The sequence below is a fragment of the Pedobacter insulae genome, from assembly GCF_900113525.1.
Taxonomy (GTDB): Bacteria; Bacteroidota; Bacteroidia; order Sphingobacteriales; family Sphingobacteriaceae; genus Pedobacter; species Pedobacter insulae.
In genome coordinates this window covers 195,111-221,962 of the sequence record NZ_FOPP01000007.1, presented here as the reverse complement: position 1 = coordinate 221,962, position 26,852 = coordinate 195,111, and the positions used below count along the sequence as shown (strand labels likewise).

Genomic DNA, 26,852 nt, shown 5'->3' with positions numbered 1-26,852 from the left:
ATCATGATTATTTCCGAAAGAACCCTTAAATGGGCACTATGCTTATACCCGCCACTATTATTTCAACGTATTTGGGTTAAAAAATTCCATCATGGTTTTTTAGGGGTTGATGTAAAAATCACTAATAGCTTTTTAAACAGAAACTATAATGGTTCCATTTTCGGAGGCTCGATTTATGCCGCCACCGATCCATTTTATGCCATTTTGTTTGATCAGTTAATGCAGAGAAGGGGTTTCAAAGTAAGAGTTTGGCTAAAAAGTGCAAGTATTCAATATCTAAAGCCGGGTTTAACAACACTTTACTTTACCTTGAAAATTACGGATGACATGATTGCTGAAGCAGAGAATTCATTAAATGAAAGTGGGAAATTTATCAAGGCCTACCCAATGGAACTTTATAACAAACAAGGCGAACTATGCGCCACCGTACAAAATGAAATTTACTTACGTTTAAAATTTCCTGATGAAAAACAGAGAGTGGCCATTTAGCCTATACGGAATGTATGAACTTCGCAAGTCTTAAAACCAAAAATTTACACATGAACATCAAAAGACTAATTTTAGAAGGCGAAAACGTAAGTTTAGATTTCAAGAAAACCATTAGCAGTGCCGAAAAAATCGCCAAAACTTTAGTTGCATTTGCAAATAATCGAGGTGGCAAATTACTAATTGGTGTGGCCGACGATGGTACCATAAGCGGCGTAAAGTCTGAGGAAGAAGAGAAATACATGATCACCAAAGCAGCCCATCAATTTTGTAAGCCTGCAATCGAACATTCATTTGAAGAGGTCTATTTTGATGAAAAGCTGGTGTTAGTTGTCGATATTCCTAAGAGCGACCTAAAACCCCATTATGCTTTGGATGAAAATAAAAAGTGGTGGGTATATTTTAGAGTTAAGGATAAAAGCATATTGGCAAGTAAAATTATTGTCGACGTTTTAAAAGAAAGTGCAAAAGAAACTGGTCAATTTATTTCCTATTCAACTTATGAGCAAAAACTGTTAAGTTATTTAGCAGAGCATGGAAGGATTACTTTTAAAGAATATGCTAAACTCATCAATTCTTCCCATAAAAAAGCACAAAGGGTAATGGTTACCCTTATACTAGCTGGAGTGATTTTTCCCCATCTTTCAGAAAAAGAAGAATATTTTACAGCGGCCGCTTCTTAAAAGAAACTATCTTTGCTAAAAATTTTATGTCACAATCTATCTTCGGCAAATACAAAACATATTACAGGGAAAACCTTATTCTTGCTGGACCTATTGTGGTATCACAAATAGGCCATATGGCCACACATATTGCCGATAGTGTAATAGTTGGACAGTTTGCAGGTACAACCCAGTTAGCAGCAGTATCATTGGTGAACAGTCTATTTATGTTGGTACTTGTAATCGGTTTAGGGATTTCTTATGGATTAACTCCTTTAATTGCTCAAGCAAGCGGGAGAAAAGATAAAGATGAATGTGGCAAACTTTTATCGAATAGCTTAATCATTAATATGATAACGGGAGTTTTCTTATATGCTGTCATTCATTGGGGTACCTTGTCTGTAATTGATCATTTAGGTCAGTCGGCAGAGGTTGTAAAACATGCAAAACCTTATCTAGGCCTGCTAGCTTTATCAATTGTGCCGTTAATGATCTTTCAAACTTTTAAACAGTTCGCAGAAGGTTTAGGTTTTACCATGCAGGCTATGAGAATCTCCATCGTGGGCAATGTGATCAACATTGTTTTAGGGGTAATATTTGTTAAGGGTATGTTTGGTATGGAACCAATGGGTGTAAAGGGAGTTGGATGGAGTACTTTAATAGATAGGCTGTTAATGGCGCTGGTGATGGGTTTTTACGTCCTTCGCTCCGTCCATTTTAAAAGTTATCTATTAAAGTTTAAAATCTCTTTTATGGATAAGGTTAGGAGCTCGCAAATCATTAAAATTGGTGCTCCCGTTGCCATGCAATACATTTTCGAAATTTCGGCATTTAGTGGCGCTGCGGTAATTATCGGTACTATCGGAACTGCCGAACAAGCAGCTCATCAAATTGCAATTAGCTTGGCAGCATTAACCTACATGATTGCAAGTGGCATCGCTTCTTCAGCGACAATAAAGACAGGAAATTACTTGGGAGAAAAAAGTTTTACCGATTTAAGACGATCTGCCATTGCTAGTTACCATGTCGTTATCATATTTATGACGTGCACCGCACTTTTGTTTATGTTCGGAAGTAGCTTGCTACCCTATTTCTATACAAAAGACAATCACGTTGTGGGGATTGCTGCACAGTTGCTAATCATTGCAGGATTCTTTCAGCTGTTTGATGGCACCCAGGTTGTTGGCTTAGGTGTTTTACGTGGAATAGGCGATGTGAATGTTCCCACTTACATCACTTTCCTATCCTATTGGATTATTGGAATTCCACTAGGCTATTTTTTGGGCATTTACCTAAAACTTGGAGTAAACGGCATCTGGTATGGTCTTACAATCGGCCTATTAACCGCCTCGGTGTTATTATTTTTTAGGTTTCAACAACGAACAAGGCTCTTAATTACAAAAAACTCACAATCCGGTACCTAGAATAAAATCCTAACCAGTTTTTTAAATCCAAAAATTTCTTATATTTAGTCAACATATTTTTCCAATGAAAAAACGAATACTTGTTATAGAAAATAATAAAGAAATTCTTGAATTAATTTCAATAGTGCTGATGGATGCAGGCTATGAACCTACCTTGTATACCAATGAACAAGGAATATTTGAGCATATTGTAGAAATAAATCCCGACGCAATTTTGCTCGATATCATTAAACCTACTATGGAAGGTACAGCACTTTGCAGACAGATTAAGGAGGCAGAAAATACCAAGCACATTCCCGTGATTGTACTGTCAACACACAGTCAAATAGGAAAAGTAAAAGAAGTTTGCGCTGATGAAGTGGTTGAAAAGCCTTTCGATATTGATGAGTTGTTAGCAGTGCTTAATGAACAGCTAAAAGCAGCTTAGCAAACTAAACATGTTCATCTTCGTGTTTTTCAGGCTTCATTTCTCTTTGGTTTAATTCTTTTTCTAAACTCTTTTGGTCTTTCCTATTTCTTCTGATAATGAAATAAACAAAGGCTAAAATCGCAACAACCAAAAGTGCAATAACGATACTGTTAAACTTCATGTTAAATGGGATTATTTAAAACAAAAATAGTATTGTTCCATTAATAAAACATTAAATATGTATTAAGTTAAGAAATTACTTAGAATTATTCTAAATAGTTTGCGTAATAATGGTATTTTTCCCACCTTTGCCGAAAATTAGAATTAGTCTAAATTGAAACAGCTGTATCTATATTTTCTATTCACAAGCATCTTGTTCGGCACTAAAGCACAAACAAACATCACGGTTAGTGGAAAAATACTTAACACTGCCGGAAAACCAATATCCTCTGTAAATGTAAAGATAAATGAGACTAACCAATTTACAACTACCGATGAAATTGGAGAATTTAAATTAAAAATTCGCTCAAACACTTCAGTAACTATTGATTTTACCTACTTAGGTTATCAAAAACTGACGAAGAAGATCGAAACTAATTCAACGGATGTAAACCTCGGAAACATTACATTAAAGGAATTGAACTTAAGTTTAGAAGGCATCGAAGTTAATGCAAAACGCAATTTCGAAGCAAGTTCAAACTCCTCACTCTTCATTGGCAGGGATGTAATCGAGCAAATTCCAGCATTAAGTTTAAACGACTTGCTCAATCAGATTCCTAATAGAAAGGTGACGGCACCTAGCTTACAAAATGTTCAAAATCTTACTTTAAGGTCTTCTTTTTCGGCGGTTTCTAGTGGAAAAAACATCTTTGAGATGAACAATGCTTTTGGCGTATCGATTATTGTAGACGGGAATGTGATCACGAACAATCTCAATATGCAGAGTTATAACCCTGGCATTGCAGGCTCAAATGGTGCGCAATCTGTTATCAGCGGGAATAGTTCTGGTTTAAATGGCACGACTGGTAGAAGTTATTCTGGCGATTTTGCTTTTGGAGGTATGGACCTGCGACAAATTCCGGCAGACAATATAGAAAGCATAGAAGTTATCGCCGGTGTACCCTCAGCAAAATACGGAGATTTATCTGAAGGAGCAGTTGTTGTGGAAAGACAGGCAGGTAAGTCGCCAGCTTACATTAGAATGCAGCTACGAGACAATGCAACTTCTTACGGTTTTTCTAAAGGATTTGGATTGGGTAAGAAAGCAGGTAATTTAAACGTTGGAGTAAATTATGTTAACTCGTATGCCGACAATCGAGATAAGATAAAAGCCTATAAACGCATTAACGTAAACTCAATGCACACCAATTATTTTGGTGCAGAGAACCGTTTGAAGAATACTTTTAGTTTTGATTATGGTAGAAATTTAGACGGTATAAAAGACGATAAAGATGACTTAACAAATAAAATTGTAAAATTTGACAGCTGGAATTTCAGCCTCGCGAATAGGACCTCGTATCGGATCGATCATCCATTTATAAAAAATATTAGCCTAAATCTAAGATATTCAACAGGACATCAAGTGAGTTACACAGAAGCTTTTGTAAACGATCCTTATGTTTTAGTATCCGATGCCACAACTACTGGTATCCACGAAGGTTCTTATGAAAAGGGAATTTATACCGCTCAGTCTTTAATTGATGGGAGGCCATTAAATATTTCTGCCCGCTTAGACTTTAATTCCGAGTTTAAAATTGGAAAAGTGAATAGCTTTTTGAGTTATGGAGGAAGTTATAGCTATGGAGCAAATAACGGCTTAGGACAGGTTTTAGATCCTAATAGACCAAGGGTTTCCACTAAAGCTTCCAATAATTCGTTAAGTAGCAACCGATCAGAACGATATTACGATTTCTCTTTGGCTGTTGCACAGCAAGATGTTGGAGTATATATAGAGAATGTTATTAGCCCCAAAGTTTTTAATAGAATTCTAAATGTAAGAACCGGATTAAGATATGATTTACAAAATAATCTACCTTCCTATTCTCCACGCGCAAACGTAAATTATGAAGTAAGCAAATCTTTTAGAATAGGACTTGCTTATGGAATTTCTTATAAGTCCCCTGCCCTTGGACAACGTTATCCCGGTCCAACCTATTTTGAAGTTCCCATTATCAATGCCTACAATGGTAAAGCTGCCGAGAGTATTTATTTGGTTTACGTAAACAAATATGAAAATACTGCAAAAGGTTTAAAATCGGCAAATACGCAAACATTTGAGTTCTCATCCCAGTTAAAAATTAAGAAATATAATTTGTCATTTAATGCATTCGCCAAACAAAACCGGAATGGTATAGGCAATTCAAGAGTAGATGAAGTTATTGTATTACCTACCTTTTCTGCAACATTCCAACCAGGAACTGGAAAACAGCCCATTTTAACACCCAGCGGATTTAGAGCGGTGAGAACGAACATATTTAAATTTAGTAACAACCTGTCTTCGAATGGATATGGTTTCGACTTGATTTTTACCACACCGGAATTTGCAAGTATTGCAACTTCTTTTAACATGAGCGGGGGTTTGTTTAGAAGTCAAACAAAATCTACAGACTTCAGTTATACAAATTTTGAAGACAGCAACAATAACCCCGACTATGCTGTGACCGGAATTTATCAGCCCAGTAACACGACTAACTATTCCAGCAATGGGCGAATCACCTCAACCACCCACATCCCTAAAATAAGCCTGTTTATTCAGGCGACAGCCGAATTTACCCTCCTACAAAAAACGGTATATAAGGCAGGCTCAGGAACGCCAATTGCTTATTATACCCGTGATGGAAGACATATTGTAGTAACAGCTTCTACTCCAAACGATGTAAATATAGGGCATCTCTTTAAGCCAACAGCTGAATTGGAAGTAGATAATATTCCCGAAATCATTTCAAACTTTCATTTAAGTATTGGTAAAGAAATCAAAAAACGTTTCAAATTTTCTTTTAATGTATATAATGTTTTCAATTACCAGCCTTATTACCTGAATTCCAATCTTCAATATGTTTATCCAAATCAGTCGCCAACGTTTGGTGCAGAAATATCTTTAAAACTTTAAAAATAATAATTACATGAAACAACTAGCTTATACCCTTTTAATTTGCGTACTTTTTAGTGCTTGTAAGAAAGATAAAACATCAGATATCCAACCTGTCGATTTGGCGGTTAAAGTTTCTTATTCCTTGGAAACAAGTAGCTATACCCTTCCACAAAAAGATATTAAAATTCAACTAAAAAATGTGAATACGGGAACAGTTCAAATATTGAATACTGATGAAACAGGTGCAATTACTTTTAAATCTATTGCTGCCGGCACCTACGATATCGATGCAACAATCACAATTGCAGCGGCTGTGTACACCCAGCTCACAGGAATTGAAACTAATTCAGATATTACTTTTAATGCAGCTTCCAAAAACACACAGATAACCGTGGGTTTTACAGGGGGTATAGAACTTAAACTAGTTTCGGGTACCATAAGCGATTGGGTGATTAAACAAATTTATTTCGCAGGGTCACATCGTCAAAATGGCGCAACTTATAGAGATCAATTCATTGAATTTTATAACAATAGTGACCAAACCTTATATGCAGATGGACTATATTTTGCAGAGATAACTGGCGTAATAACTTCAGGTGCTTCATATTATCTTTTACCGTCTGAACAAATGGATTGGAGCAAATCTGTTAATATGCCAACAAACATAGATGCAAATAAGGATTATGTATATGCAAGAGCATTATTAATGATTCCAGGAACTGGCAAACAATACCCTGTTCTACCAGGTAAAAGCATTGTTGTTGCGCAAACGGCAATCAATCATAAACAGCCATTTACTGGAACTGACGGAGAGGCCGTAAGCGTGTTAGATCCTTCACTAACCGTAGATTTAAGTGGCGCCGATTTTGAAGCTTATTATGCGCCTTTTTTAACGAAACCGCTATCCTCAGACGTAGATACAGCTGTTCCGAACCTCGAAGCGCTAGCTTATTTCGGCACAGATATGATTTTCGATAATAATGGAAGATACTCATACATTTTATTCAAAGCCAGCGCTGATGTAGTAGTGAAAGACTTACCTCAATACCACTACCCAACAAAATCAGTACCCACCTCGACATCTAAAAAGTATTATCAAATACCCAATAACCTTATTTTAGACGCAGTAGAGGTTCAGGCAAACCTCCCAGATGACAGAAACCCCAAAAAATTAAACCCTGCGTTAGATGCCGGATTTGCGTTTGTACCAGCAGGGTCCTATACCTCTCAATCTGTAATCAGAAAAACAGAAAAAACAATAAATGGCCGGATAATATTAAAGGATACCAATAACAGTACCGAAGATTTTAGTTTCTTTAACATTGCAACCCCAAGGGGATTTAAACAATAACAAGGCGGTGTTTGACGATCAATGTTAAACGCCTAAATATCATGAGAAAAATTTGCTTCATATTCGTTTTGTTGATAAGCTCCCATGCGAAACTTTTTGCACAGCAAGACTCTGTCAGAAATATTGTTCAGCAAAGACAGCTCTATTTTTCTGATTCCTTAAGCATGATCAGTTACTCATTTGCTAAATTAAGTCCTTTATTCCTCTCCCAATTAATGCCAGCCCAGCTTAGTACAATCTCGGCTGGACATCAATTTGAAAAAGGAAAATTTGTAAATGCGCAAGGCAGTACGCAAACGAATACTGTTTTTTTAAGTTCAGAAGGAATAACAGATTTAAAAGGTATTAAGCTTTTTGGAGCTTTCAATTACCAAAAAACAATGGAAGATAGTACACGTTTTTCGCATCAAACCCGCAATAACCCTACAACACCTTATTATTTTGGTTCACCAGCAAATAATCACTATGAAAGGTCGACATATGATTTTAAAGTTATTGGAGCGAAAACTTTGTCAGGAAACAAGATTACGCTTGGTATTGGCTTAGATTATCGCATAGCTGATCATTTTGCTAATAATGATCCCAGAGGTTCGGTTAAAGAATACCAACTAAACATGCGAGGTATGCTAGGCTATAATGTTGCTGATAACGTGAAATTTGGTTTAACTTACCTAGTGGGTTACGGACAGGAAAAAGTAACAATCGGATATAAAAACCGTACGTATTACGAAAGTATCAGCTATCCGAACTATGTAAATTACCTAATTAATGGATACGGGGAACCGATCCCAAAAACTTCGGAAAGAAATTATAATGATTTCCAGACCCGATCTGGCCTAGCCACTTCTTTTGCAGCAGCAAACACAAAACTGGGTTCTTTCTATTTTATAGGTACAAAAGTGAATGAAAAACAAGTGTATGACTATAGAACAGGTAGCGAGATTACAGACCTTTCTTACTATAATCTAGCTAAATTAGACTTAAATTTACTTTGGATTAAACCTATTTTTGCAGGAAATTTGGGAGTAAATATTGCCTATGAAAATTTAGCTGGCGAGGATTTTAATCTTGATTTTTTTGCTAAAAATTATGTGTATACTGGCCAGAAAATTAACTTGCAAGTGAATTATACAATCACCAAGAATAGCAGCACTTATAACTATTTAATTGGCGCTAAACAGACATCCGAAGAAAGAATTGATGGAATAACCGGAAATCTTGTATATTTCAAAAATGTTTTATTGAATGCCGGCCTGGGCGTTAATAGAAAGGTAGCTAACCACAAATCTTTTGGAGCATACGCAGGAGTTCACTACGGATTGCCGGTAACCGAAAAGCTACAAGTAAGTGAAGCCAATGAAAGTTATTTTACGAAAGAGGTAATACGCTATAATTACTTATTTAACACCGCAAATAGATATGGAGTTTCCGCAAGTGCAACCTATAGTTTTCCCTTCTTTAACACTATGCAAGCGGCAGTTAAGGTGAATGCCGTTTATAGCAAAAACGACAAAATGAAGAACTTACAGCGACCTACAACGGCTATTCCTGGCAATGAAAGGTTCTTTAATAATATCAGCTTTAACCTCTATTTTTAGTAAATGAAAAAAATCTCAATTGTAGTAGCTATCATATTTTTCTTTTTCACCATTTATTCATTTACGTTTATCGAATTTAAAAATGGAGACAATCTTTCTATAGATTCGTTGAGAAAAGTATATGCCAAACCTAGCAAAGAATGGCCAAAGGCAAATGTAGATAGTGGAATTGCGTTCGAAGAACTTGGAGAGTTATTGCCTTCCCCGTTAAATTTAAAAAATGATTCAATAAAACACTTAGTGGAGCTTGGAAAGATTTTGTTCTTCGATCCTCGCTTATCTGGCTCCAATCAAATTTCCTGTTCAAGTTGCCATGTGCCTGATCTGAACTGGGCCGATGGAAAAAGAGTTTCCATTGGGCATGATCATTTAGCGAATATTCGTAATGCACCATCTTTAGAAAATGTCTGGTACAGCAAGAAACTATTTTGGGATGGCAGGGCAAATAGTTTAGAGGAGCAAGCAGGAATGCCTGTTACAGCGCACAATGAAATGCATCAGGATATGAAACTGCTGCCTAAAAAATTAAAAAAAATCAAAGGTTATGAACCCTACTTTTTAAATGCATTTGGTTCAAAAGAAATCAATAATGAACGCATATTTGCAAGTCTCGCAACATTTCAACGTAGTATTGTAAGCAGGCGCACAGATTTCGACCGCTTTTTGTCGAATGATAAAAAAGCCTTAACAGATCAACAAATAATGGGGCTTCACCTCTTCAGAACCAAAGCTCGCTGTATGAATTGCCATAATGGACCCTTTTTCACAGATAATCAGTTCCATAATGATGGGCTAACATATTATGGCCGTAAGTACGAGGATTTAGGTTTATATAAGGTAACTAAAAATCCTGCAGACGTTGGTAAATTCAAAACCCCAGGTCTGAGAAATGTAATGAGAACTGCGCCTTGGTTTCACAATGGCCTATTTGGCGATATGGACGGAGTGATGAATATGTACAATATGGGCATGCCTATCCAGCGGGTTAGAGCAGAACAAGAAAACGATCCGCTATTACCTAAAAATGATAAACTCTTGAGAGGAATAAGACTTAGTAATGCTGAAAAGGAAGCAGTAATCGCTTTTCTAGGATCTTTATCGTCACAGCCTGTTTTAATAAGAGTTGAAAAACTACCAAACTAACAGCGCTAATGCTTGCCGGTTATATTGAATAGCTAATCTTGGGGAAATAACGTGGTCTGATCAGCTATTTTTCTCTCCCGGAGCTTTACTTCTCCAAAATTACTGAATGAAACTCCCAAAAGCCGTATTTTCTTTCCATTAAGATCAGCATTCGCCAATAACTGATGGGTCACTGCCAAAATATCTTCTAGGGCGACAATAGGAATTGGAAATGACTGACTTCTGGTAATGATTTTAAAGTCTCCAAATTTTATCTTCAAGGTTATAGTCCTGCCATAAATTTGATAATATTGTTGCCTTTTGTAGGCCGATTTAGTGATTTGAGACAACCAATCATCAAGCTCTTCACCTCTATCCAAATCGTCCATAAAGGTATCTTCTGCGCTAATTGATTTAATTTCTTGATTAGGCCTTACTTCCCGGTCATCAATTCCCCTAACAATTTTATAAAAGAACTTTCCTGTCTTCCCAAATAGCTGTACCAACCTGTGTTCCGTTAGCTGCTTTAAATCTTTGCCAATAAACAACCCTTGTCTTTTCATTTTTTCGGCCGTTACTTTACCCACACCAAAAAACTTTTCAACTGGAAGCTGCTCCATAAATGCCTCAATACGGGAAGGGCCAATAAATGTTAATCCATCAGGTTTATTCATGTCCGAAGCAATTTTAGCAATAAATTTATTAATCGATACGCCTGCTGAAGCTGTCAAACTTAATTCCTCTTTAATTGCCTTTTTAATTTCTTCGGCAATAGTTATGGCCGACCCTATGTTTAATTTATCAACAGTTACGTCTAGGTAAGCCTCATCCAATGATAAAGGTTCGATTAAATCGGTATAACGCCGAAATATTTCCCTTATTTTAACCGACACTTCTTTATAAGCTGCAAATCTGGGTCTCACAAAAATTGCATAAGGACATAACTGCTGGGCTTTCTTGGAAGTCATAGCCGAACGTATACCAAACTTCCTGGCCTCATAACTGGCGGTGGCTACCACGCCTCCTCGTCCCTCTGGAGATCCTCCAACTACCAAAGGCTTGCCCCGATACGCTGGAAAATCCCTTTGCTCAACAGACGCATAAAATGCATCCATGTCTATGTGGATAATCTTGCGGACCATTTGCCTTGTCATCTAACAAATTTACAATATTACAACGATTTCACGAACCAACCACTTACCTTGTACTTACCTACTACTTACTTACTACTTACCTACTACTTAGCTACAACTCGGCGAACATTACTATTTCTTCGGCGCTCTACCCAAATTTACCACTACCCCAACACTAAACACAGAATGGCCAGCATTTAAAAATTTACGATCTTTTAAACCGAAGTTGCTTCCTGTGGTATACTGCAACTGTACTTCATCACTCAATATCATCCTTGTAAAGAATACTGGTTCAATAAAGATATTATCTTCATTAGCCTGTAAAATACCATTTCTATAAAAATCATTGGTTTTTACAAAACTCATTCTTAATGCCGTACCAAAATTTAAACCAAAATCGGTACCGAACAAATGTAGATTATCTTTCTTTTTAGAGCTATAATTTACTTGAATAAACTTCTTATCATATTTGGATTTCTGAAAATCAGTGCCAATCAGCAACTCATTATCATCAAACTCTCTAAAAAGCCGTTCATTCTTCCCGCTTCCAAAACCTCCATAAATTTCTAATATTCGGTTGTTATCAGGACCAAAGGTGTCAAAATAGCCTGCGCCGAATTCGATCATTTTATTTTTTACGTCTTTTTTATGCCTTTCATTGTTCATAGAGGCACCGTTTGCCATTACCGCAAAATGATTGCTGACCGCATAAGCCGAATTAAAATTGAAATTTCCCTTTAATGAAATATGTGCCCCAGCACCTATCTCACCTTGGGTAGTTAGCATAGGCGTATTTGGAACGCTAGGCATATAAATAGAAGAACAACCTGCTAATAAGGCTAACGGCACAATTGGTACAAAACGCAAAAATTTATCCATAAAACTTGTCTTATCAAATATAATGCTAGAGGTTAAAACTCATTAACTCCATCACTTTCTTGAACTCAGTTTGTATCTTCGCGTTTAACTTCACGTCGACACCGCTAACTGGATGTTTAAAAGCAATTTCAGTAGCATGAAGCAACATGGTAGTCATGTCAAATTGCTCCTTAAAAAATTTATTCTGCTTATTGCAACCGTGTTTTCTATCACCTATAATGGGATGAAATATATGTGCAAAATGTCTCCTCAATTGATGCATCCTTCCAGTTTTAGGACATGCTTCTATCAAGGTATAACGAGAAGTTTCATGCTTGCCAAAAGGAACAGCAATTTCAGCCCGCTGTAAACTTATAAATGAAGTAAAAGCTTCTTGCATATTTCCATTCTCTTTTGCTAAAGGATAATCAATATCCATTTGTTCGGGAGCATATCCACGCAAAATCGCAAGATACTTTTTAGCAACCAAGCCTTCTTGAAACTGCTTATGCATAGCTATTTCTACATCTTTTTCAAAAGCAAATAATAAAACACCACTTGTTTTTCGATCCAAACGATGTACGGGACTAACCTGTCTCCCAATTTGATCGCGGAGCATTTGCAAAGCAAATTCAGTAGCGTCATTGGCTATTTTCGACCGGTGTACCAATAAACCATGAGGTTTATTAATCGCAATTAAATGGTCGTCTTGATAGATAATTTCCAGCATTTGCGAAGGTAAGAGAATTTAATGATTAAAAATAAAGGTCAACCGCAGTCCTAAAAGTATTGCAATGAGCATCTACAATGGTATTTATATTTGCCGAGTAACCCCCACCCATGCTCACCTGAACAGGTACTTGGTGATTGATACATACTTCAAAAACCAATTGGTCGCGCTTTTTGCACCCCTTCTTAGTTAAAGCCAATTTACCCAGTTTATCCGTATCCAAAACGTCAACGCCCGACAAATAGAAAACAAAATCAGGCCGATGCTTATCGAACACCGAAGCTAAAGCATCAGTTAACTTGTTTAAAAAAACTTCATCACCGCTTCCGTTAGGCAAGGCAATATCTAAGTCAGACTGCTCCTTACGAAAGGGAAAATTATCGGCGCCATGCATTGAAAAAGTAAACACCCTTGATTCCCCTTCAAAAATCTGAGCAGTTCCATTTCCCTGATGAACATCTAAATCAATGATTAAAATACGTTTAGCTAAGTTATTATTAAGTAAATAGTTAGCCGCAATAGCTTGATCATTTAGCAAGCAAAAACCTTCGCCCCAATGGCGACCGGCATGGTGGGTTCCACCAGCTACATTAAACGCAACTCCATACTTCATGGCAAATAAAGCACCATCTATAGTGCCTTTCGCTATCCTAAGCTCTCTTTCAACTAATAATGATGTTAATGGAAACCCAATACGTCGTTGTTCCCTAGCACCCAATGTTAAATTCTTTAAGTCTATCCAATAATCTGCTGCGTGGGTAGTAAGGATATTTTCCTCCGTCAAAATCTCTGGAGCAAACAGGTTAGCATCAGCTATCATACCCTCATGCAATAATTGTTCGGGTATCAGTTCATATTTAACCATCGGAAAACGATGCCCCTCCGGCAAGGGATGTGAAAATATTGGATGGTAGGCAATCTTTAACATAAAGCGCAATAAGCTTTTTTCAACCTAATTAAGAATCTCTCCAACATGCTTTTCTATATTGGTCGAAATCTCATCCACAGGCAAGTCATTCGCATCACTCCCAAAAGGATTTTCAATCTCTTCAGCAATCAACTCCAGACTGGCAAGGACATACAAAATGAATGGCACAATTGGCACCACAAAATAACCCAAACTAAATACCCACCCAAATGGCAAGGTAATCACATAAATAAAAATGAATTTTTTGATAAAAGCGCTATAGGAGTATGGAATAGGTGTGTTCTTAATACGCTCACACCCCCCACATATGTCGGTGAACTGACTTACATCGGAGCTTAAAATAATAAGCTGCTCCTGAGAAATAATATTACTTTTTTGCAGTGTATAAATTCTATTCATTAAACTCGAAGCTACCTGGTTCGGAATATGCTTCCCCCCATCAATTTGAATTAAAAAGCTGTCCTTGCCAAAATATTGCCGCTCTCTCAAATGTTCTTTTAAAGCAAATGCAAATTTGGGAATTGCGTATTTAAAGAACGATACCTCATCTTTATCTAAATCAAGGGCTTTAATTTTGAGTGCTAAATTCCGGCTTACGTTGGTTAAACCACCTAAGAGCTTCCTTCCATCCCACCACCTATCATAAGAAGTATTGGTCCTAAACACCAGCAGCATTGAAATTACAAACCCCAATAAGCTATGCATCATTCCAATATTTTTAATATAAGTGGTTTCGGCCAGCTTCAAATGATTAAGTTCCAAGTAAGCTATCCCCCCAGAAAAAATGGAGACGCTTAACATCAATGGCCACAATTTGCGAAACGTATCCGCTTTATGAACATGAAAAATAAAACTTATCCAGTCCTTTGGATTATAATGTATCATAAAATTGATTTACTAAGCGATAATAACAATGCTCCCGTTCTGTAAACATCTTCAAAACTATTATACATAGGCACTGGACTTAAACGAATTACATTCGGCTCCCGCCAATCGCCCAAAACATGGTTTTCTACCAACTTATCGAAAAATTCCTTCCCATGGCTCTTCGCAATGATAGAAACTTGCGCACCTCTATCTGCTTGCCCACGAGGAGTAATGATCTTAAATTGCTCGTATCCTATATTGGTATTAACCTCATCTATAACATAAAATAGATATTCAGTTAAAGTTTTACTTTTCTCTCTTAATGACGTTAAATAGCCCACCTTATCAAAAAGCTGTAAGGATGCATGATACAAAGCCATTGGCATTACCTGTGTACAACTAACCTGCCAGCCATCTGCACCCAACTCCGGAACAAAGCCTTTTTCCATCTTAAAACGGTTGCTTTCATTGTATCCCCACCAGCCCGCAAAGCGATTCAAAGAAGCGTCATTGAAATGCTTCTCATGCACAAAAATCCCCGCAATGCCGCCAGGGCCCGCATTTTGGTATTTATAAGAACACCAACAAGCAAAATCAACATCCCAGTCATGTAAGGACAAAGGTACATTTCCGGCTGCGTGAGCTAAATCAAAGCCTACTAAAGCTCCTGCTTTATGCCCAGCTTTGGTAATTGCCGGCATATCGAACCACTGACCGGTAAAATAATTCACCCCGCCAAAGAGCACTAAAGCAATCTCATCACCCTTTGCTTCAATAACCTGCAGTATATCCTCTGTGCGTAAAATATATTCCCCATCTCTCGGCTTAACTTCTATAATAGCTTCTTTAGGGTCGTAACCGTGAAAACGAACCTGACTTTCTATAGCATATTGATCTGACGGAAATGCCCCCGCCTCCATGATTATCTTAAATCTCTTATCATTCGGCTGATAGAAACTTACCATTAAAAGATGCAAATTAACAGTTAAAGTATTCATGGGGCATACCTCTGCTACTTTAGCCCCAACGAGCGGAGCCATTAGTTTTTTAAGTTCCTTATGATAGAACATCCAAGGTGAATTGCCCTCAAACCATCCTTCAACGGCTAGGTTCTGCCAGTTGTTCAACTGAACATCCAATACCTCTTTTGCTACTTTAGGTTGAAGCCCTAACGAGTTACCACATAAATATATAAAAGGCTTATTGTTCAAAACGGGAAAAAGATAATCATCCCGCATAGTGCGTAAAGGATCCGCAAGGTCCAGGTTTTGAGAAAAAAGTAGATTGTTTTCAAACTTCATCCGGCAATATTAGCAAAAAATTATGAGCAGACTAGTAATACACGGTTATTGATTAAGAGTTTGGTTTACTTACGTAAGGATTTCCCTTTACATAAAATCGCCACGGCAATAACGCATGGTCGCCCGCATAATCCACACCAACTCTGGGTGAAGCAACAATTTTCGATGGTTCTATCTTCAATCCATTGTCTTCGATCCAAATCTCTTCTCCTAGTAGATCTTTAGCATTTAACTTTTTATCTATTCCAAAAGCTTTGGCCACAGATCCTGGTCCAGCAGTAATTCTAGGAGCTAACCTGCTCATATCTCTTCGCTCCAACATTGCCGGTACGCCCTCTAAAGGCTCAACAGCACGAATTAATACCGCTTGTGGAGTTCCTTTTGGCGCCGTCACTACATTTAACAAGTGGTGAATACCGTAACACAAGTAAACATAAGTTATTCCCCCAGCTTCATACATCGTAGCTGTTCGGGGCGTAAAGCGATCTCCGTAAGCATGAGAAGCCTTATCACTTATCCCATTATAGGCTTCGGTTTCAACAATTATACCGCTGGTTAACTTACCGTCAATAAAAGTAAAAAGCTGCTTACCCAAAAGTTCAACAGCTAAACCAACTACATCGTCTCGCTGATAAAATGAATAAAGTAATTTAGGCATTTAAAAGACTAATTATTTTATTTAAGTAAACAGAATCAATTTCATCAAAATGAGCAAGATATTCACTATCAACATCTAAAACACCAATGATGGTTCCCGCTTGAAACAGTGGTAAAACAATTTCAGATTTTGAAGCCGATGCACAGGCGATATGTCCCGGAAAGGCATCCACATCTTGAACAATGATCGTCTCGCCCTGAGCCCAGCTTGCACCGCAAACACCCTTACCCTTCTTTATACGTGTACACGCAACAGGCCCTTGGAACGGGCCCAATACCAGCTCATCACTTTTAACCAAATAGAAACCAACCCAAAACCAATTAAACTGTTCCTTTAAAGCCGCACAAACGTTGGCTAAATTTGCAATCAAGTCTGTCTCTCCATACAGGAGCGCCTCTATTTGCGGAATTAATGATAAATATTGTTCTTCTTTGGTGCCAGTTTTGGCAATCGTTAAATCTTCGGCCATAAAATGTTTAGCTAACGTTTAAACTCTCAAATATACGTCTTAAATCATCGCAAATCAACATCCACTTCGAGTTAAAAACAAAATTATTAGCTTTGTAGCTCACACATATAACACAATATGAATAAGAAAATTGCAATAATTACTTTATTATTATGTTCAGGAATAATTCAATTTAGCTCCCGCATACCTGAAGAGGGAATGTTTCCACTTAGTGAGATACATAAGTTAGACCTTAAAAAAGCAGGACTCAAAATTGATCAAAAAGAAGTTTACAACCCAAATGGAGTTAGCCTGGTAGACGCACTTGTTAAAGTAGGCGGATGTACAGGCTCTTTCGTATCTAACGAAGGCCTGATCATCACCAACCACCATTGTGCTTTTAGTGCGGTCCAATTAGCGAGCACTCCAGAAAATGATTATTTAAACAATGGTTTTGTAGCCAGAACTCGTGAACAAGAACTTGAAGCTAAAGAATTAACCTGTCGTATTACAGATAGTTATGAAGATGTATCTGAGCAAGTACTAGGCGCTGCAACCAATATCAACGATCCCTCATCTCGCCTTCAGATAATCAATAACGCAATGAAGAACATTGTAATAGAAGCTGAAAAAAAAGATCCAACAATCAAAGCTGAGGTATCCGAAATGTTTATCGGTAAAACCTATGTCTTGTTTAGGTATAAAACAATCCTCGATGTGAGACTGGTTTATGTTCCTAATCGAAAAATAGGCGAGTTCGGTGGTGAAACCGATAATTGGGTATGGCCTCGGCATACAGGAGACTATTCGTTTATGCGTGCTTACGTGGCCAAGGATGGGTCTCCAGCGAAATATTCAAAGGATAATATACCTTATACTCCAAAAAAGTTCTTAAAAGTAAATCCAAGCGGAACGAATGAAGAAGACTTTGTATTTATATTAGGTTATCCCGGTAAAACCTTCCGTCATCGCCCAGCTGCATTTATCAATTACCAAGAAAAGTATCTACTGCCCTATACATCAGAGCTATTTGATTTCCAAAATACAACTATGGAAACAATTGGGAAAAGAGATAAAAACATCGAGCTGAAGTTATCGACAAGAATAAAAAAGAATGCCAATGTGATGAAAAACTACCGCGGCAAACTAAATGGCCTCAAAAATATTGGCTTGGTCAACCAAAAACAGCAAGAGGACGCTGCACTAGCGCAATTCATCAATGATAATGTAGATTTGAAGGCTAAATACGGCGACCTAATGAACAATATAGATCAATTGTACCAGCAAATTAATGGAGATGCTTATAGAGATCTTTGGATGACACAAATCTATAATTCGACCAGCTTACTCAATATCGCAAAACAGTTGAACAATTTTAAAGCTGCACTTGAATCACAACCAATGGCACAGAAAGAGGCATATTTCAAAGCTAATATAGGTTCTTTCAAATCAAACCTCAATAGCATCTACAATGCTTTCGATATCGAAGTAGATGGCAAAATCTTGAAAAAAATGATGACTGATGCCGCTCGTTTGCCCTCAAATCAACGTGTAAAAGCGGTGAATAAAGTAATCAATAAAGGATCAAGCAGCGAATCTATGATCAACGATTTTATAAGAGAAACACTTGGCTTAAGCCAACTTAAAGATCAATCGTATGTGCTGAATACAATCTTAAAATCTATTAAAACTATCGCAGAATACAATGACGGACTGCTTTTGTTTGAAAAGGACATTGCAAGGCAAATGAATGAACTAAAACCTGAGAAAGACCGAAGAGAAGGGGTCTTAAATAAGCTCATGGCCGACTACGTAAATGTAAAAGAGAAGTTTTTAAGAAAAGATTTCATTCCAGATGCAAACAGCACATTGAGATTAACCTACGGTTACGTGCGGGGCTACTCGCCTGCCGACGCAAACTTTATGGCGCCATATACAACAGTCAAAGGCATTATTGAAAAAGGCTCATCAAATAATCCGGATTTCAACTACCCTTCACAAATTAAATCACTTTGGGAAGCCAAAGATTTTGGCTCGTTTGCAAAAAAAGAACTGAATGATGTACCAGTCGCATTTTTATATAACATGGATACGACTGGTGGTAACTCCGGATCACCGATTATGAATGCCAATGGTGAATTAATAGGTGTAAATTTCGATCGCGCCTATGGAGCTACCATTAACGACTACGCATGGAATGAAAGCTACAGCCGATCTATTGGTGTAGACATCAGATATGTATTATGGGCTGCATCAAAAATAGACCATGCAGATTTTCTCTTAAAGGAAATGGGCGTAAACCCTCAATAAGCAACGGATAACAAAGACCAAACACACATGAGAATACTAGCAGAACTACCTCACCCAGATTGCAAGATCACCTTGTTTAATATGAACCAAAAATACATTATAAAATTTGAGCAAGGCCAATTAGAACAAAGCTTCAAATTATCTGAACTTGACTTAACAGGAGGAGGGGCAAATGAGATCTTTCAAATCTTGGACGAGGAATTTATAGCCACCGTTGTCGAAAGATTTAAGATGATGAGAAGTGATTTTACTGCCGCATACAAAAGACAGCAGTAAAACTCGAGATAATATTCATAAGTAACTGTATTATAGTTTATTTAATACAGTTACAGAATATTATTCTGTAAAATCGATGAATCTACGTTCTGTTACGGCAATTTAAATTTTCAATAAGTTTAATTGAAATAATTTAACATATTGATTAACTGTATATTATAATCAACAAGCAAACAAAATTCTGCACCTGATTTATGCCAAATATCCTATAAGTTTGATTGTTTTTAGCTGATCACGTAAGTGGAATTAAATCGATGTACCAGTAACCAATTACCTCACCAGATATACTGCTCGCTGATAAATTTTTATGTACCAACTCTCCTAACTTAAAAGCGATAGGTTTCTTAAAAATCGGGCCATCAAACACGAAAGTATGGAACTCACCATTTTCCCCGCATGGGTCAACATCTGCAGGCAGGTCTGCCAAGAAAGATTGATCTATTACCCTGCCACAAAAATCTTGCAGTCCATCCTTCGCACAAACCACAATGGTTTTATAACCTAAGGAAATGAACTCAGTTATAAGTTCTCTACTATCCCTTTTCCACAAAGGAAAAACTGCTTCCATTCCTAGTTTCGCCATCTGTTCCTCCCGATATAACTTTAAGTCCTCTAAAAATATATCTCCGTAAATAGAACTGATTACATTTTTACTTTTTAAAGTCGTAAAATGAGTGTTTATTACCTCCTCATAAGTCTCCATATCAGGCATCTCCGGCAACCTTACAATATGTAAAGGTAACTGCAACATTTCTGCCTGTTGCATCAATAACGACTCCCTAACGCCATGCATAGCCACCCTATTATAGAATTCGTTTACGGTGGTTAATAGACAATGTATTTTGTACTTACCCGCTAGTAAGGTGTAATGAAGGGCCAAGGTACTATCCTTCCCTCCGCTCCAATTAAAAACTGCCAAATTAAACATGGCTGATTAATTGTTGCGCAACTTCTTTAACACCTTCAGTTGCGGCGCTCTCGATTTTTACAACATGCCTATAATGATCAACAGCGGGAATTTTCTTGTCGACAATGTATTTTGGCACATTAACGGGCACAAAATCAATCAGGCCAGCCGCAGGGTAAACGGCTAAAGAAGTACCTATTAAAATGAAGAAATCGGCTTTACTGCAAATAGCCGCGGCCTGTTCAATCATGGGCACATTTTCACCAAACCATACTACATGAGGACGTAATTGCGAACCCAGTTCACATAAACTTCCCATCTGTATTTCATCGCCTATTATCGGATAAATCAGGGACGAATTGAGATCAGATTGCGCATAGGTAATCACCCCATGCAAATGCGTAACATTTGTCGACCCCGCACGCTCATGTAAATCATCAATGTTCTGTGTAATGATTTGAACATCAAAATATTTCTCCAATGTAGCCAATTGTATATGCGCTTCATTAGGATTGGCACCTAAAACCTGCTTTCTGCGCTCGTTATAAAACTGCTGCACAAGGGCAGGGTTTCGTCGCCATGCTTCAGGAGTAGCAACATCCATTACATTGTAACCCTCCCACAAACCATCTGTATCCCTAAAAGTTCTAATTCCGCTTTCGGCACTAATTCCGGCCCCAGTTAAAACAACCACTGTTCGTTTCATACCCAAAACTAATAAAAAAAACCCTTTTGCATTGCTACAAAAGGGTTTCTAATATTTACCGGAATACTACGAATGCACAACGTTATTTTTACTCAACTCAGGATATTTTGCTTTTAAGCTTTCAAAAGCCCCGAACATTAAGGCCGAATAACCCAACGTACTGTACAAGAAAGTCTTTTCAAAAGGAATAGCAGCCACTAAGCATGCCCAAAAGCCAGCTATATTTTGTGCATAAATTGTCGATCCAAGCCATACACCAAAATCAGAAACCACCCAATGAATGAAAACCCCTACTAAACTAGCCGCCAGTACCCGCTGAACATTTATCTTTTTGATCATCAAATGGCCAACTAATACCATCAAAATAAAAGCAATATAAGTGTAGTACCAACCTGAATAAAAGCCATAATCTATACCCATAGTTAAAACCAATCCTAAGTCACTGATAAACAACATCAATACAGGTAATAAAAACGCATTAATTTTATGCTTAAAATAAGCTCCGCCAAATAAAGCCACAGCTCCTATTCCAGAAAAGTTGGCAATAAATTTAAAATCTGCAGAGAGAGGGGCTAAAACTCTTAATCCCACAATGAGCAGCATAAACAATAACAATATGGGTGTTCTATAATTAACTTGGTTTTTCATTAGTGTATAATTTAACGATAATAAAATTGCATTACTTTAATTAAACAAAATTAGCTTTTTAAATGCTGAATAAAAAAATTATATCACTTATCACAGTTTAAAACAAATCCTATATTTAACTATTCAAATTTCTCTTATGAAACGATTACTCATTTTTTCTTTATTTTTAATGCATTTGCAAGTGATGGCACAACAAACGGATACAGTATTATTAAAGAATTTACTATTAGCTAAACCAGAATTATTTAGTGGAATATTGAATCATCCAAATAAAAACGAGGTGCAAATTCGCTATACCCAGGTTAATCGGGATAAAAATAATAAGCCAACATTCAAATCATATAGTTACAATTTAAATGGAAAACGGTATTTCTACCCTGCAAGTACAGTTAAATTAGCAGCGGTTATTTTTGCCCTGGAGAAAATCAATGAATTAAAGATAAAAGGCCTAAATGCTGATCTAACAATGGTTACGGATAGCAGTTTTAAGGGACAAACTAAGGTAACCACAGATGAAAGTGCCGAAAACGGGAAACCCTCGATAGCGCACTACATCAAAAAAATTCTACTAACCAGCGACAACGATGCTTTTAATAGGTTATTCGAATTTATTGGGAGAGCAGAAATTAATGCTAAACTTAGGAAATATGGTCTGACTGAAAGTAGAATATTAAATCGTTTAGCAATAGGCGACGGTGGAGAGTCATCAAGAAACACCAACCCTATTGATTTTTATGAGGGTAATAAGTTAATTTATCATCAAAACGCCCAATATGATGATAAAAATTACGAATTAGCATTAACCAACTTAATTGTTGGAAAAGGTTATATGGATAGTAAAGACCAGTTGGTGATGGAGCCTTACAGCTTTGCCGATAAGAACGTTTTTACCATTGCAGATCAGCAATCCCTGATGATGCGATTAATCATGCCACAAGCATATTCAAAAAGAGAAAGATTTAATTTAACAGATAGTGATTATAGACTTATATACACCTATATGAGTAAATTACCTAATGAAAGCAAATTCCCAAACTACGACGAAAAAGAATTTTGGCCAACCTATGCCAAAATGTTATACTATGGTAGAGAGAAAAACGCTGCAATCGATCCAGCTATTAGAATTTTCAATAAATATGGAGACAGTTATGGCTTTATTATCGACAACGCTTACTTTATAGACTTTAAAAACAATGTCGAGTTTTTTTTAACTGCCGTTGTACAATCCAATGAAAACGGAATTTACAATGACAATAAATACGAATACAAAACCGTCTGCTATCCATTTATGAAAAATTTAGGTAGCACGATTTATGAATTTGAATTGAATAGAACAAAAAAACATACAGCAGACCTTAGCAAGTTTAAGATGGATTATAAGTAGGCTATTACTTTTCATCATTTAGTTGCGCTTTAATTGCTGTTAATTGATCAGATTCCTCTTTAGGTAAGACCGGATATTTTAAGTTGAGAGATTTTAAGGCATCTCCGATCACCTCACTTATGGCTAACCTAGCATACCATTTTTTATCTGCAGGAATGACATACCACGGAGCATAATCGGTAGATGTTTCTTTAATTGCTTCTTCATAGGCTGTCATATATTTGTCCCAAAGCGCACGTTCTTTCAGGTCTCCAACAGAAAACTTCCAGTTTTTGCTGGGATCCTCAATCCGATCCAAAAACCGCTGCTTTTGCTCTTCCTTAGAAACGTGCAAAAAGAATTTTAAAATGATTGTCCCATTTGCCACAAGGTGTTTTTCAAAATTCCGAATACTTTCATATCTATCTTTCCAAAATTGCTTGTCAATTTTCTCCACATTATTGTAATCTGGGATATTTTCACTTAAAATATAGGTAGGATGAACCTTACATACCAACACGTTTTCATAATGGGATCGATTATGAATACCAATCTTCCCTCTTTCAGGAAGAGCTTTATAGTGACGCCATAAAAAATCGTGACTATATTCCTCACTATTAGGCGTTTTAAAACTATGAACTTGACAGCCCTGGGGGTTTAAACCCGACATCACATGTTCAATCGCGCTATCTTTGCCCGCTGCATCCATCGCCTGAAAAATGATCAATATAGCATGAGAATCAGCTGCATATAATATCTCCTGATAAGCTTTCAATTCCTCTTTTACACAACTAAGCGCCTCTTTGCCAGCAGTTTTATCCAAATGACCGTTGTAACTAGTACTAAAATCTTTTAACTTAAATTCAGCTCCTCCTTTGGCTAAATATTTTTTTACATCTGTTTTCATCACTATATTATGATTACGAAATCAATAAAATCCATTTATTTTAAATATAGACTAAAATTTACGCAAATTAAATACGTTAATTTGTACTTGAAGTTTTAACACATTTTAACAGAATATAAATTACGTTTTTTTCATCTTTATCCCCATGTTCAGAGAAATAAAAAATAGGTACATTCGTTATTTTACAATTTTTATATTTTTTCTTATAATCTTCTTTTGCGCATTACAAATAAACTTTTTATGGTTATTTGGCTATTCCCCTACCTATGCCGACATTAAAAAACCTGCCCAAAGAATTGGCTCAGAACTATACACATCCGACGGTAAATTAATTGGCCGATACTTTAAAGAAAATAGAACGCCAATCGATTATCATGAAATTGCTCCAAGCATTATTAATGCCTTAATAGCCACAGAAGATATTCGTTTTTACAAACACTCGGGAATAGATATCCAAGCGGTTGGAAGAGCAGTAGTTGGCATGGGTAAAGATGGAGGAGCCAGTACGATTACTCAGCAATTAGCCAAAAATTTGTACAGAACACGTTACAGCAAAGCTTCCGGCTTAATAAGGCATATTCCTGTAGTAAGAACAATGGTTTCTAAATTAAAAGAATGGATGACCGCCTTAAAACTGGAATCAAACTATAGCAAGAACGATATTATCACCATGTATTTAAATACCGTATCGTTCGGCAATAATGCCTATGGTATAAAAACTGCTTCCAGAATCTATTTCGACAAAGATGCCAAAGAAATAAATGCCAATGAAGCGGCATTAATGATAGGTATGTTAAAGGGTACCAATCTTTACAACCCCACTAAAAACCCGCAAAGAGCGTTGGAACGCAGAAATACTGTGCTGCGACAAATGAACAAATATAATTATTTAAGTAAAGATAGTCTCGAACTGCTTGTAAAGATACCTCTTCAGATAAAAGAAGGCAAAATACAAGACTCAAGTAATGGTGATTCTTATTTGAGAGCTGCTGTTGAGAAATATCTCGAGAAATGGTGTGAAGAAAATGGTTACGATTTGGCAGAAGATGGGTTAAAAATTTATACGACAATCGATTCCAAATTACAAGGTTACGCTGAAGAAGCGGTAAGAGATCAAATGCGAATTATTCAACGCAGGTTCTATAGCGTTTGGGGAAATGAAGACCCATGGGAAGATTCAGAACGTAAAAAGGTGGATTACCCTGAAAGAGCCAAAAGAAATTTACCGGTTTATGCCATGCTCGTTAAAAAGTACAATAATAATACTGACTCAATAGAAGCCTACTTCAATAAGAAGAAAGAAATGAAAGTATTCTCTTATAAAGGCGACCGCGACACACTATTTTCGACAATGGATTCCATCCGTTATTACGGAAAAATAATGAATACCGGAATGATGACAATGGAACCTAAAACCGGTAAGATTAAAGTTTGGGTTGGTGGTATTGATCATAAATTCTTCAAATACGACCATGTAAATCAAGCCAAAAGACAGGCCGGATCTACTTTCAAGCCATTCGCCTATTTAGCAGCACTCGAGAGCGGAATGAGCCCTTGCGATACTTATGTCGACAAGCCCATTAAAATCGCCTACCAAGATAAAGGAGAAACTAAGTACTGGGAACCAAAAAATGCAGACTGGAGTAATACCTATCAGGAAATGTCACTGCGCTGGGCAATGGGAAAATCCGTAAATACGGTAACCGCTCAAGTAACCGAAACTGTGGGCTGGGATAATGTGGTAAAATGGGCACATGAATGTGGAATTGAAAGTCATTTAGAATCAGTTCCATCAGTTAGTTTAGGTCCAAATGATGTCTCAGTTTTTGAAATGGTACGTGCTTACGGTACTTTCTTAAACGAAGGTGTGAAAACAGAACCTATTTTAGTAGAGAAGATCACTGACCAGAATGATCATGTGATCGAAGAATTTACAGCAAAAACTAAACGGGTATTAACGGAAGAAATAGCATGGTTAATGTTATATATGTTTAGAGGGGGAATGGATGAACCCGGCGGAACTTCAAGAGCTTTATGGGAATGGGATTTGTGGAAGAAAAATAATCAGATCGGAGGCAAAACCGGAACTTCCTCAGATTATGTAGACGCTTGGTACATGGGAATAACCAAAGATTTGGTAACAGGTATTTGGGTTGGCTGCGATGAGCGAACTGCCCATTTCAAGAATGGAGAAACTGGTGAAGGCTCCCGGACGGCTTTGCCTATTTTCGGTAAATTCATGGAAAAGGTTTATCAGGATCCAAATTCTGGATATACTTACGGTCCATTTCCAAAAGCAAAAGTAGAAATTACCAGAAAATTCAACTGCCCTACTCCCGTGCAACAAATAGATACAACCGAGGTTGATAGTCTAACGGTCGATTCTTTAGAAACCAACCTAGAAGAAATTCCAGTAATTGAAGAAATTCCAACCAAACAAGAAGCGGTAGGCTCGAAAAAGGAAGAGAAAAAAACTTCAGAAAATCAACCCGTTAAACAAAATTCTACGCCAATTGTTCCTCTTACAAAAAAAGAAGAACGGGAATTAAAAAGAAAACAGCGACAAGAGGAAAAAGAAAAGAAAAGAAATGGCAATAATCTATAACATAAGTTAATCCTATTCATCCCTTTTTTCGTAATTTAGTATAAGTTTAAGTTTTAAAACTGCG

General features: G+C 37.0%; 25 protein-coding genes. 12 read left to right on the top strand and 13 right to left on the bottom strand.

Going from position 1 to position 26,852, the window contains the following annotated elements; genetic code table 11:
• Nucleotides 1-3: 3 nt before the first annotated feature.
• The 4 genes from BM207_RS13240 (at nt 4) to BM207_RS13225 (ending at nt 2,999) form a co-directional block, all read left to right on the top strand.
• A complete protein-coding gene (locus BM207_RS13240; protein WP_090994943.1) occupies nt 4-489 on the top strand; it encodes a DUF4442 domain-containing protein in 486 nt (161 codons plus the stop codon).
• A gap of 50 nt (nt 490-539) precedes the next feature.
• A complete protein-coding gene (locus BM207_RS13235; protein ID WP_090995063.1) occupies nt 540-1,169 on the top strand; it encodes an AlbA family DNA-binding domain-containing protein in 630 nt (209 codons plus the stop codon).
• 26 nt (nt 1,170-1,195) lie between these two features.
• Nucleotides 1,196-2,572 carry an MATE family efflux transporter gene (locus BM207_RS13230; protein ID WP_090994939.1) on the top strand — a complete coding sequence of 459 codons (1,377 nt, stop codon included), beginning with the start codon at nt 1,196-1,198 and terminating at the stop codon, nt 2,570-2,572.
• Nucleotides 2,573-2,636: 64 nt separating this feature from the next.
• Nucleotides 2,637-2,999 carry a response regulator transcription factor gene (locus BM207_RS13225; RefSeq protein WP_090994936.1) on the top strand — a complete coding sequence of 121 codons (363 nt, stop codon included), beginning with the start codon at nt 2,637-2,639 and terminating at the stop codon, nt 2,997-2,999.
• Between the two features lie 4 nt (nt 3,000-3,003).
• On the opposite strand, the gene BM207_RS19130 is transcribed toward BM207_RS13225, so the two are convergent.
• Nucleotides 3,004-3,162, bottom strand: coding sequence for a FeoB-associated Cys-rich membrane protein (locus tag BM207_RS19130; protein ID WP_177217121.1), 159 nt, complete (start codon nt 3,160-3,162; stop codon nt 3,004-3,006).
• A gap of 153 nt (nt 3,163-3,315) precedes the next feature.
• Between BM207_RS19130 and BM207_RS13220 the strand changes: the two genes are divergently transcribed.
• The 4 genes from BM207_RS13220 to BM207_RS13205 are packed head-to-tail and all read left to right on the top strand — an operon-like array spanning nt 3,316 to nt 10,164.
• A complete protein-coding gene (locus BM207_RS13220; protein ID WP_090994932.1) occupies nt 3,316-6,090 on the top strand; it encodes a carboxypeptidase-like regulatory domain-containing protein in 2,775 nt (924 codons plus the stop codon).
• A gap of 13 nt (nt 6,091-6,103) precedes the next feature.
• Nucleotides 6,104-7,423, top strand: coding sequence for a DUF4876 domain-containing protein (locus BM207_RS13215; RefSeq protein ID WP_090994927.1), 1,320 nt, complete (start codon nt 6,104-6,106; stop codon nt 7,421-7,423).
• 41 nt (nt 7,424-7,464) lie between these two features.
• Nucleotides 7,465-9,021, top strand: coding sequence for a DUF6850 family outer membrane beta-barrel protein (locus BM207_RS13210; protein WP_143095956.1), 1,557 nt, complete (start codon nt 7,465-7,467; stop codon nt 9,019-9,021).
• A 3-nt stretch (nt 9,022-9,024) separates the two neighbouring features.
• Nucleotides 9,025-10,164 carry a cytochrome-c peroxidase gene (locus BM207_RS13205; protein ID WP_090994920.1) on the top strand — a complete coding sequence of 380 codons (1,140 nt, stop codon included), beginning with the start codon at nt 9,025-9,027 and terminating at the stop codon, nt 10,162-10,164.
• A gap of 32 nt (nt 10,165-10,196) precedes the next feature.
• On the opposite strand, the gene dinB is transcribed toward BM207_RS13205, so the two are convergent.
• The 8 genes from dinB to BM207_RS13165 all read right to left on the bottom strand — a co-directional run bounded on the left by dinB (nt 10,197) and on the right by BM207_RS13165 (nt 17,087).
• Complete coding sequence (gene dinB / locus BM207_RS13200) at nt 10,197-11,297, bottom strand: DNA polymerase IV (protein WP_090994917.1); 1,101 nt, start codon at nt 11,295-11,297, stop codon at nt 10,197-10,199.
• 111 nt (nt 11,298-11,408) lie between these two features.
• Nucleotides 11,409-12,155, bottom strand: a complete 747-nt coding sequence (locus BM207_RS13195) for a hypothetical protein (RefSeq protein WP_090994913.1) — start codon at nt 12,153-12,155, stop codon at nt 11,409-11,411.
• A gap of 25 nt (nt 12,156-12,180) precedes the next feature.
• A complete protein-coding gene (locus BM207_RS13190; RefSeq protein WP_090994911.1) occupies nt 12,181-12,864 on the bottom strand; it encodes a pseudouridine synthase in 684 nt (227 codons plus the stop codon).
• A 25-nt stretch (nt 12,865-12,889) separates the two neighbouring features.
• Nucleotides 12,890-13,792: a histone deacetylase family protein gene (locus BM207_RS13185; protein WP_090994908.1), complete on the bottom strand. Its 903-nt coding sequence runs from the start codon at nt 13,790-13,792 to the stop codon at nt 12,890-12,892.
• A 24-nt stretch (nt 13,793-13,816) separates the two neighbouring features.
• Nucleotides 13,817-14,677: a bestrophin family protein gene (locus BM207_RS13180; RefSeq protein WP_090994905.1), complete on the bottom strand. Its 861-nt coding sequence runs from the start codon at nt 14,675-14,677 to the stop codon at nt 13,817-13,819.
• Nucleotides 14,674-15,960 carry a kynureninase gene (gene kynU / locus BM207_RS13175; RefSeq protein WP_090994902.1) on the bottom strand — a complete coding sequence of 429 codons (1,287 nt, stop codon included), beginning with the start codon at nt 15,958-15,960 and terminating at the stop codon, nt 14,674-14,676. The genes BM207_RS13180 and kynU overlap by 4 nt, the downstream gene beginning before the upstream one ends.
• Before the next feature lie 52 nt (nt 15,961-16,012).
• Nucleotides 16,013-16,618: a DNA-3-methyladenine glycosylase gene (locus BM207_RS13170; protein WP_090994899.1), complete on the bottom strand. Its 606-nt coding sequence runs from the start codon at nt 16,616-16,618 to the stop codon at nt 16,013-16,015.
• Complete coding sequence (locus tag BM207_RS13165; RefSeq protein WP_090994896.1) at nt 16,611-17,087, bottom strand: GAF domain-containing protein; 477 nt, start codon at nt 17,085-17,087, stop codon at nt 16,611-16,613. Before BM207_RS13165 ends, BM207_RS13170 begins: the two co-directional genes overlap by 8 nt.
• Before the next feature lie 117 nt (nt 17,088-17,204).
• Here BM207_RS13165 and BM207_RS13160 point away from each other — a divergent pair, with 117 nt between their 5' ends.
• Nucleotides 17,205-19,376, top strand: a complete 2,172-nt coding sequence (locus BM207_RS13160) for a S46 family peptidase (RefSeq protein ID WP_090994893.1) — start codon at nt 17,205-17,207, stop codon at nt 19,374-19,376.
• Nucleotides 19,377-19,403: 27 nt separating this feature from the next.
• Nucleotides 19,404-19,652, top strand: coding sequence for a hypothetical protein (locus BM207_RS13155; RefSeq protein ID WP_090994891.1), 249 nt, complete (start codon nt 19,404-19,406; stop codon nt 19,650-19,652).
• Nucleotides 19,653-19,884: 232 nt separating this feature from the next.
• Here BM207_RS13155 and BM207_RS13150 read toward each other — a convergent pair whose 3' ends face one another.
• The 3 genes from BM207_RS13150 to BM207_RS13140 form a co-directional block, all read right to left on the bottom strand.
• Complete coding sequence (locus BM207_RS13150) at nt 19,885-20,580, bottom strand: Dph6-related ATP pyrophosphatase (protein WP_090994886.1); 696 nt, start codon at nt 20,578-20,580, stop codon at nt 19,885-19,887.
• Nucleotides 20,573-21,265 (bottom strand): SIR2 family NAD-dependent protein deacylase, encoded by a 693-nt coding sequence (locus BM207_RS13145; protein ID WP_090994883.1) that lies wholly within the window; start codon nt 21,263-21,265, stop codon nt 20,573-20,575. Before BM207_RS13145 ends, BM207_RS13150 begins: the two co-directional genes overlap by 8 nt.
• Before the next feature lie 66 nt (nt 21,266-21,331).
• Nucleotides 21,332-21,913: a DUF6580 family putative transport protein gene (locus BM207_RS13140; protein WP_090994880.1), complete on the bottom strand. Its 582-nt coding sequence runs from the start codon at nt 21,911-21,913 to the stop codon at nt 21,332-21,334.
• Between the two features lie 136 nt (nt 21,914-22,049).
• Here BM207_RS13140 and BM207_RS13135 point away from each other — a divergent pair, with 136 nt between their 5' ends.
• Entirely contained in the window at nt 22,050-23,297 is a 1,248-nt protein-coding gene (locus BM207_RS13135) for a serine hydrolase (protein ID WP_090994875.1), read from the top strand.
• A gap of 4 nt (nt 23,298-23,301) precedes the next feature.
• Here BM207_RS13135 and BM207_RS13130 read toward each other — a convergent pair whose 3' ends face one another.
• Nucleotides 23,302-24,183, bottom strand: coding sequence for a polyphosphate kinase 2 family protein (locus BM207_RS13130; protein ID WP_090994872.1), 882 nt, complete (start codon nt 24,181-24,183; stop codon nt 23,302-23,304).
• Between the two features lie 145 nt (nt 24,184-24,328).
• Between BM207_RS13130 and BM207_RS13125 the strand changes: the two genes are divergently transcribed.
• The gene (locus BM207_RS13125) at nt 24,329-26,788 is read left to right on the top strand and encodes a transglycosylase domain-containing protein (protein ID WP_090994867.1); all 2,460 of its coding nucleotides are present in this window, start codon (nt 24,329-24,331) and stop codon (nt 26,786-26,788) included.
• The last annotated feature ends 64 nt before the right edge of the window (nt 26,789-26,852 follow it).